General features: G+C 48.9%; 7 protein-coding genes. 5 read left to right on the top strand and 2 right to left on the bottom strand.

Annotated features, from left to right (window positions below):
- Positions 1-713: 713 nt before the first annotated feature.
- The gene (locus tag TX76_RS16865; RefSeq protein ID WP_049904167.1) at positions 714-1,133 is read right to left on the bottom strand and encodes a hypothetical protein; all 420 of its coding nucleotides are present in this window, start codon (positions 1,131-1,133) and stop codon (positions 714-716) included.
- A 730-nt stretch (positions 1,134-1,863) separates the two neighbouring features.
- Here TX76_RS16865 and TX76_RS16860 point away from each other — a divergent pair.
- The 5 genes from TX76_RS16860 to TX76_RS17880 all read left to right on the top strand — a co-directional run bounded on the left by TX76_RS16860 (position 1,864) and on the right by TX76_RS17880 (position 5,634).
- On the top strand, positions 1,864-2,550 hold the full coding sequence (locus TX76_RS16860) for a tyrosine-type recombinase/integrase (RefSeq protein ID WP_049904165.1): 687 nt from the start codon (positions 1,864-1,866) through the stop codon (positions 2,548-2,550).
- Between the two features lie 865 nt (positions 2,551-3,415).
- Positions 3,416-3,661: a hypothetical protein gene (locus tag TX76_RS17890; RefSeq protein ID WP_154019148.1), complete on the top strand. Its 246-nt coding sequence runs from the start codon at positions 3,416-3,418 to the stop codon at positions 3,659-3,661.
- A 1-nt stretch (position 3,662) separates the two neighbouring features.
- Complete coding sequence (locus tag TX76_RS16850; RefSeq protein WP_049904161.1) at positions 3,663-4,040, top strand: hypothetical protein; 378 nt, start codon at positions 3,663-3,665, stop codon at positions 4,038-4,040.
- Between the two features lie 407 nt (positions 4,041-4,447).
- The gene (locus TX76_RS17885) at positions 4,448-5,353 is read left to right on the top strand and encodes a hypothetical protein (protein ID WP_154019147.1); all 906 of its coding nucleotides are present in this window, start codon (positions 4,448-4,450) and stop codon (positions 5,351-5,353) included.
- A 113-nt stretch (positions 5,354-5,466) separates the two neighbouring features.
- Positions 5,467-5,634, top strand: coding sequence for a hypothetical protein (locus TX76_RS17880; protein ID WP_154019146.1), 168 nt, complete (start codon positions 5,467-5,469; stop codon positions 5,632-5,634).
- 332 nt (positions 5,635-5,966) lie between these two features.
- Here the strand turns inward: TX76_RS17880 and TX76_RS18465 are convergent, their stop codons facing one another.
- The gene (locus tag TX76_RS18465; RefSeq protein WP_228842433.1) at positions 5,967-6,560 is read right to left on the bottom strand and encodes a hypothetical protein; all 594 of its coding nucleotides are present in this window, start codon (positions 6,558-6,560) and stop codon (positions 5,967-5,969) included.
- Positions 6,561-6,748: the final 188 nt, after the last annotated feature.

The raw sequence follows: 6,748 nt of genomic DNA, 5'->3' as shown, positions 1-6,748 counted from the left end.
CCGGTGATGCCAGAGGCACGGACCACGGGGGTTCTCCCCCACTTGTCCCGTGTCGCTCACATCGATTCTAAGCGTCACAGCAGCGCATCACGCTACTCCGCTGCTGTTCGCATACCTACTCCCTCTTACTCGACAGGGATACTCTGGAGGTCAACAACAGCCTCGTAATCGATGTTGTGATGTGTCTCACAAAAGTGCGCTATTGCCTCACTTGTAACCTCATAGCTACTGTGATGCTCGGTGCTGGCACTCCAATTACATTTGGTGCAGTAGTTTCGGTGATACGCCATACTGTCGGTAGAGCGTTTCTTTCCTCGTTTCAATAGAAGTTGCACTTGGATGTCAAGGTGTCATGCGCTCATCCGCCCAAACACCTATCCGTTCGGCGTATGCAATTCCGTAATCATGGAAAGGCTCACTATATCTATCCGACCGGAACAAGTCGAGTTAATCGATGAACTTTCGAGCGACGACGGGCCGTGTGATAATCGGTCGGAAAGTATGAGATACGTAATCGATGAGTATGAAAAAGACCGAAACCTTGAGCAAGAAGTGAGAGATTTGGAGAACAGGTTAGATGAATCTCGAAACAGGGAGATTGCTCGGGATAATACTCAAGAAGAAATCGCAAGACTCCGGCAGGATTTAGAGCAAGAGCAACGGTCGGATAACGCACCGTGGCCGGTCGAATGGTATCGTTGGTTCAAGAATCGTTAGTCATCGGCATATATCCCTAAGTTCTGGTCGATTTCGTTTTCGGTCAAATCCGGCGCGCTAACCGTAGGAGCGTTAATTTTCTCGATTGTCTCACTCGGGAAAAACAAGACCGTCGGTTCATCACTCTTGTCAACATAAACATCGTTTGCGGACAGTCTTTCAACTTCTTTGATAATGCTGTTTCCTGTGATTTCTTTGTCGTTCCGAGCATACATTAGATGTTTTACATCCGACGAGTCGAGCCAATATCCGTTTTTCGCGCGATTGCCGATATTTTGGATATTGCAAGCAATATAGACAGCCATCTTTTCATATCTGGTAAGTCGGTCGGCATACTCTTGCTGGTTCCGACAGAAACGAATGAGCTTGCTTGTAGATTTCATGTTCTCCCACTTGTCGTGATAATCTTCAATCATGTTATTAGTTAGTATTTTCACGTTTATAAACGTGTTGGTTGTTTAACTGCTTGTGGGGTATCACTACTGTAACACCTTTCGGAACGTGAGAATCATTGACACGACCGGAGACAAATCAATCAGTATGACACTTCTATTTACATATTAAAATTGATGGGAACTATTCATTGGATTTCTAATTTATCAATCCGCTGTCAGGAAAATTTCAATCCGTTTCCCCCACTATTTTGCTGTCTATCTTGTCGAGAGACCTTGAGTAGTTGATTCTCTATTAGGTAACGGTGGTGCGACAGTAGTGATACGTCAAAAACGCAGGCAATATCACGCGAGATTTTTGAAGTCGATGGGGGCATCAAATAATTGACATTATATGCTGACACTAAAAAGAAAAACGCCAGAGGGCGAAGGCATAGGCCGATACACTCGACAGAGCAATCAGAGCTGTCGAGCAGATACATCCTGTTAGCAAATCAATAAGTGCGCGCGACAGAGACAGTCGCCGGATACCCGTGGGTCTCGACTCAATCACGCGCTCTTGCTCGACACAGAGTAGTTGAATAGCCAACACTCTGCTCAAGCGACTCATAACCGCATCGCCCAATACCATACGCCTCAAGGCTCACAACGACGGTATCCGCTAACGTGACAACTATCTAACTCTCAACTTTCGGTTTCTGGTAGAACTCCAAAGTTCGGTAGAACTAAGTGGGTGGCAAACGGTGTATGTCGTATGCAGAGCGAATCCCAAACAGCGAAAACAGGCCGTTCAGAGAAAACCCAAGTTGACAAGGGCGACAAACCGACGTATTGGCTCAAGCCAGAGCAGATAGATGAAATGCGAATGGCGACAGTCGAGCAGAGCGCCCACTATCTTGCCGACCGTAACGATGCTCTGATAGCAGTCATGGCCGATACGGGCCTTCGGGTGAATGAGACGCGCTTGCTCGACACGGACATGATTGACTTTCAAGACGGCGTTCTTTCAATTCCCGCGTCAATCCAAAAGGGATACGTCGCGCCAGAGGACCGGAATGAAGACGAACCGTATAGTGGCCCGAAGCCCGCGACTATCGGGCTTGCAAGCGATACTCTGCGAACGCTTCGGAAGTACATTAATGGCTCTTGGTATCAGCGAAAGGATACCGTCGCACTATTCCCCGGAAGGTCGTCGGATAGAATCTCGACTCAAGGAATCAGGAACATGGTCGGGAAAGCCGCAGAGCAGGCAGAGGTTCGCCCAAGAGCGCCCGAAGGCAGAGGCGAACCGTCGGACGTAGGCCCGCACCAGTTGCGTCATTCGGTGTTCTACCGAATGGTTCGGCGCGACGGCAAACCGCTCATTGAGGTAACGAAACGGTTGCGTCACGCTTCGCGTTCGACCACAGAGGCGTACTACGGCCACTTGGATGTAGTTTAGACCTATTCCTTTGCCCGAACCTTCGCGTCTCTCACAACGCGCTCTGCGCTCTTACAATCGCTCTGTGCGGTCGCGGCACGGTTGCGGTATTATCCAGTTGCGTTCTCTGCTCTGGCGGTCGTTGCGGTAGTGCGGTCTCTGCTCGACTCTTGCTCTGTTCCGCAACCGACGGCAGAGCGCGCGCATTTCTTGCGCGCGGATTTGGGCAACTACCGCCCGCTCACGCAACCGCTAAGGGTGCTTGAACGCGAAACGAATGGCTGGATGCCTTTTCGCCGTGAAATCGCTCACAGAGCAAATGCGGCGCTCTGAATAGAAATCAGCATATTGCCCTACTCGACACTATCGCTCGACGCTCGATTTGTCAAAAGATTTAAATACTTGCAGAACGTACTTAAGTACGCCCGGAGACGGGTGGAAAAGAACCGCGTAATAACGTCAGACAACTGACTAAGTTCAAGTCATATCTTGTTGGAAGACATGGCGGATTGAGGCAAAATCTCAATTCGTTAGAAATCGGCGGGTTCCGGTTCTCTCCCGTGCGATTTCATTTCGACACTTGCGTTTTTCCGTATCCCTGCTTTCGCGCTCGACAGTCTCGACTCTGGCTGATTTCTGTTCGGTCGGATACCCGCCGAGTATGGCGTATATTTACCCTGTAATATAGTACAAGTGAGAGGTCTGAAGTACATGACAGATAATAGAACGACCATGCGCGTCCGAAAAGACGACATCGAGCGACTAAACAAGATTCAGAGATACGTACATAGCGATACCAATACGCCGTATTACGAGACTTTGGATTTACTCATGATTTACTTCATCGACAGAGAAATTGAGGGAACTACTGTTGAGGTGACAACAAATGAGTGATTCCGAACAGAGATATTCGGGAGAACCCGGACGATTCACGACACAAAGAGGTGACGTGAGACGGGTTACTATGTCAATCCCCGACGAATATGCCGAAAAGCTTGAAGAAATGAAGGAGAATAGTGATATAAATTACGACGACGCACATTACAGCGAATTTGATTATCAGAACAACGAATTTTCCCAATACGTTCTGGATATTTTGAAAAATCACGTCGAAGAACAGGAGGATGATTAAGATGACTAAAGTTAAAGTAGAATATCTCGACAAGTTTGCGGAATTATCGCCCCGTCTCGACAAGAGCGATGCTGATAGTGACCCTTCGACGGTCGTAGAAACCGCATTACGTGAAGGCATTGCTACTCATTCGGCGGAAGAAATGAATGAGCAGAGCGACATTGAAGCGAAACAGGCGGACCTCGCGGAACGTGTCTTCTCGGGCGACTCTGGCGGTTCGAACGACCGGAAAGAGTCTATGGATGGATACGCTCGACATAGCGCGACGGGTAGCACAGAGCGGGTTACGTCGAGCGAAAGTGAGCAGTTATCCGAAGAGGAAAAATCCGAGGTGGAAAAAATCCAGTCCGATTTAGCAGAGCGTATCTTTTCAGGATAACTGCTCGCGGTCGCTGGCATAGCCCTGCTCGACATTCATCCGGGCGTCGAGCGGTTGAAGCTCTCGCTTGTCGAGACTGGATACCGCTCGACAAGATAGCGAGTGTATGCGAGCGCCATCTTATGCTGTGATTGACATAAACCCGTCAACGATAAATCAAAATAGGGTTTACGAAACACTTAAATACCAGAACCGAATACTTGTCACTATGAAAGATTGAATAAACAGATAGGTCGAGTTTCCGTGACCCATCAAATCACGGGACGAGGACCAGTCGGAGCAACGTATGACCAATACATGGATATATTATCTCTACCGATATATAAACCTTTCGGATAACGTATCGGGTACGACACGAACGAATAGCTTGCAAATAGACTGCCGTCCCTCGAATTTGGTGGTTGCTCATGAGTAGCGCCATTGAGCAATATCAATCCGATTGGGACCACGGCGACACGTCGAGCGAACCGGAGCAGGTGGGTCAATCAGAACACCTGTACCCCACTACGGACAAATGTAATGAACTATCACGTATCGCCGTATCAAATCAAATTCCCGAACTTAGCAATATCACGCAAGGGGAACGTGTCGAGCAATTCAAGTCGTGGTTGACAGACAAAGAGCAGTCGTCGCAAGGCCCTCCTAATCATGCCTACTCGACTGCTCATGCAGATTATCAATGTGCCCGGATATTAGATGTTGATAGACTGGTTCAATGGCGCTACAAGAACCCGCATACGATTATGATAACGGGCGGTGGAGGGTGTTTCGAGGACTCAAAAAGTACACCGATACTGGATTATCACGACCGGATTCACTCGACACACTCGACAGTCATGAAGCAAATCCGTCGAGCAGTCGGCGACCGGGATTACACATATATCAAACTATATACACCGTCGAAGGAACGGAACTATGGGCAAACTCATTGGCATTTATTGATATGGGTTGACGGTTCGATGAAAGCGGAGGATTTCAGACCCGCGCTCGACAGTTACGTTCGAAACTGCTCTGTTGCGAAACCGGAGTATCATTCGGTCGAGCAGGCCATATCTGCTCGAAAACTCGACTATGATGAGCTAAAAGAATATCCCGGTGACAAAGGGAAAGGTCCAGCGACTCCGGCGAGCAGATACATGGTCGGCAATCTGGTTTCCCTGAATGATGAAGGGGTTGATGTTCGACAGTCAGACTTTGCCGAACTACTTTGGTCCGCTCAAATGAACGCTGGCAATAGGAGCAAGGTGTACACGTCGCGGAATTTTGCTGAAATGGCGCAAGAGCTGTATGAGCAAAGAGCGGATGGGTTCTGATTCAGAACACCTGTACCCCACTACGGACAATTATCACGAACCTTCATGATTCCCCTACTCGACAGCTCCGGTTGACCGCAACGATTACCATACCTATCTGTGTTGATTGAACCATGACTGTCGAAGATATGGATAGGGCTGCTGGCAAATGCGACGAGTGTGGTGCGATAACTGCTCTTGCTATATCCGATACTGGTACGTATGCCGTGGGTAACGCCGAGTGTCCTAACTGTGGGTCGGAAGAATACTCTTTGCTGGAATACGTTGAATCAGACGACTAATCCCTTCGCCGGAGGGTGATTCTCCCGCCAAAGAGTGGGGTAAACGTACCTCGTTTGTATTCGAGAGGGTCGAAGATTGTGAAAGAAAGCGATTGGCGCAACACTCGACGGGTTGAGCGGACAATATCCGGTTTCGACTAACGAGGATAGGTCTTACTGACACCCGTCGGCAGAGGTTACGCGAGACCCTTTGTTCTCTCACTATGCAAGAACAGCAAGAACAGGTAGTGTACCCACCGCTAAACGACATATCTATACTACAACACGGTTCGTGAAACGAGAGGGTCGTGTTAGACCATCGTCATTTTAGGACTGTTCTCTGACGGATGCTCCTATGTTCCCTCTGACGACGGTTGTATCAGCATCCACCCGTGTTTCTTGTGTTTCGTAAACACTATCTTCCCTTTCGTCAACTGTTCAACCTTTTTGCACGCACGGTAGATTTGCCGCCACGCGAGGGATTCATCCGTAGCAGTCTCAATCAGGTTGAGCAACCCGTCTTTGATGTTCCGACCTCGCGGAGCTTTGTTCGACCATTCGAACCAGTTTTCCATTACCGCTGCTGCTCGTTCGACCGACGGTCCCATTTGGATACCAGCAGGGTTCTCTTGTTCATCGTCCGCTATCCGTTCAAGCGTAGTATCCTCGTTCTGCGAACCCTCTTTGTCCGCCGAAGAGGTGGGGTTTTCATCCTTAGAATCGATTTCACGGACTTCTTTTCTGGTTGATTCTATGAGTTTCCCGACTGGCTGTCCGGCCAACCAAATATCTTCGAGCGCAGGGTTCTCGGTATCGCCACGAACTTCAACCAGTTTCCCAACTTCCGCAAGTTCCTTCAGTCGCTCGTATTCGTCTTTGGCTATCGATACGGTCTCGGTCGTGCCATCGATACTTTGATTATCGATGGGTCTCTCTGTGTCATCCATAGGTTGCTGCTTGCGGCAGGGAATGGTGGCTCATTCCCCGCACCCGGTTCCTTTTTGACCGAGTTACATCCATCAGCAGAGGCTATCGTTATCAAACTACCGCTCCTATTGTAGCAGAAATTGACTCGGCCATAATCTCTTTGTCACATGAGGCCGTATCGCACAACGAGGGCGTTGTTGCCCTTATT

The sequence above is a fragment of the Halococcus agarilyticus genome (genome assembly GCF_000334895.1).
Classification (GTDB): domain Archaea; phylum Halobacteriota; class Halobacteria; order Halobacteriales; family Halococcaceae; genus Halococcus; species Halococcus agarilyticus.
Note: the sequence above shows the minus strand (reverse complement) of the source record. Positions and strands in the feature narration are given on the sequence as shown.

What these genes read in the sequence shown, in the direction of transcription:
- TX76_RS17890 (WP_154019148.1), top strand. Translation starts at nt 3,416, where the DNA reads ATGAGTGATTCCGAACAGAGATATTCGGGAGAACCCGGACGATTCACG.
- TX76_RS16865 (WP_049904167.1), bottom strand. Translation starts at nt 1,133, where the DNA reads ATGATTGAAGATTATCACGACAAGTGGGAGAACATGAAATCTACAAGC.
- TX76_RS17880 (WP_154019146.1), top strand. Translation starts at nt 5,467, where the DNA reads ATGACTGTCGAAGATATGGATAGGGCTGCTGGCAAATGCGACGAGTGT.
- TX76_RS16850 (WP_049904161.1), top strand. Translation starts at nt 3,663, where the DNA reads ATGACTAAAGTTAAAGTAGAATATCTCGACAAGTTTGCGGAATTATCG.
- TX76_RS17885 (WP_154019147.1), top strand. Translation starts at nt 4,448, where the DNA reads ATGAGTAGCGCCATTGAGCAATATCAATCCGATTGGGACCACGGCGAC.
- TX76_RS16860 (WP_049904165.1), top strand. Translation starts at nt 1,864, where the DNA reads ATGCAGAGCGAATCCCAAACAGCGAAAACAGGCCGTTCAGAGAAAACC.
- TX76_RS18465 (WP_228842433.1), bottom strand. Translation starts at nt 6,560, where the DNA reads ATGGATGACACAGAGAGACCCATCGATAATCAAAGTATCGATGGCACG.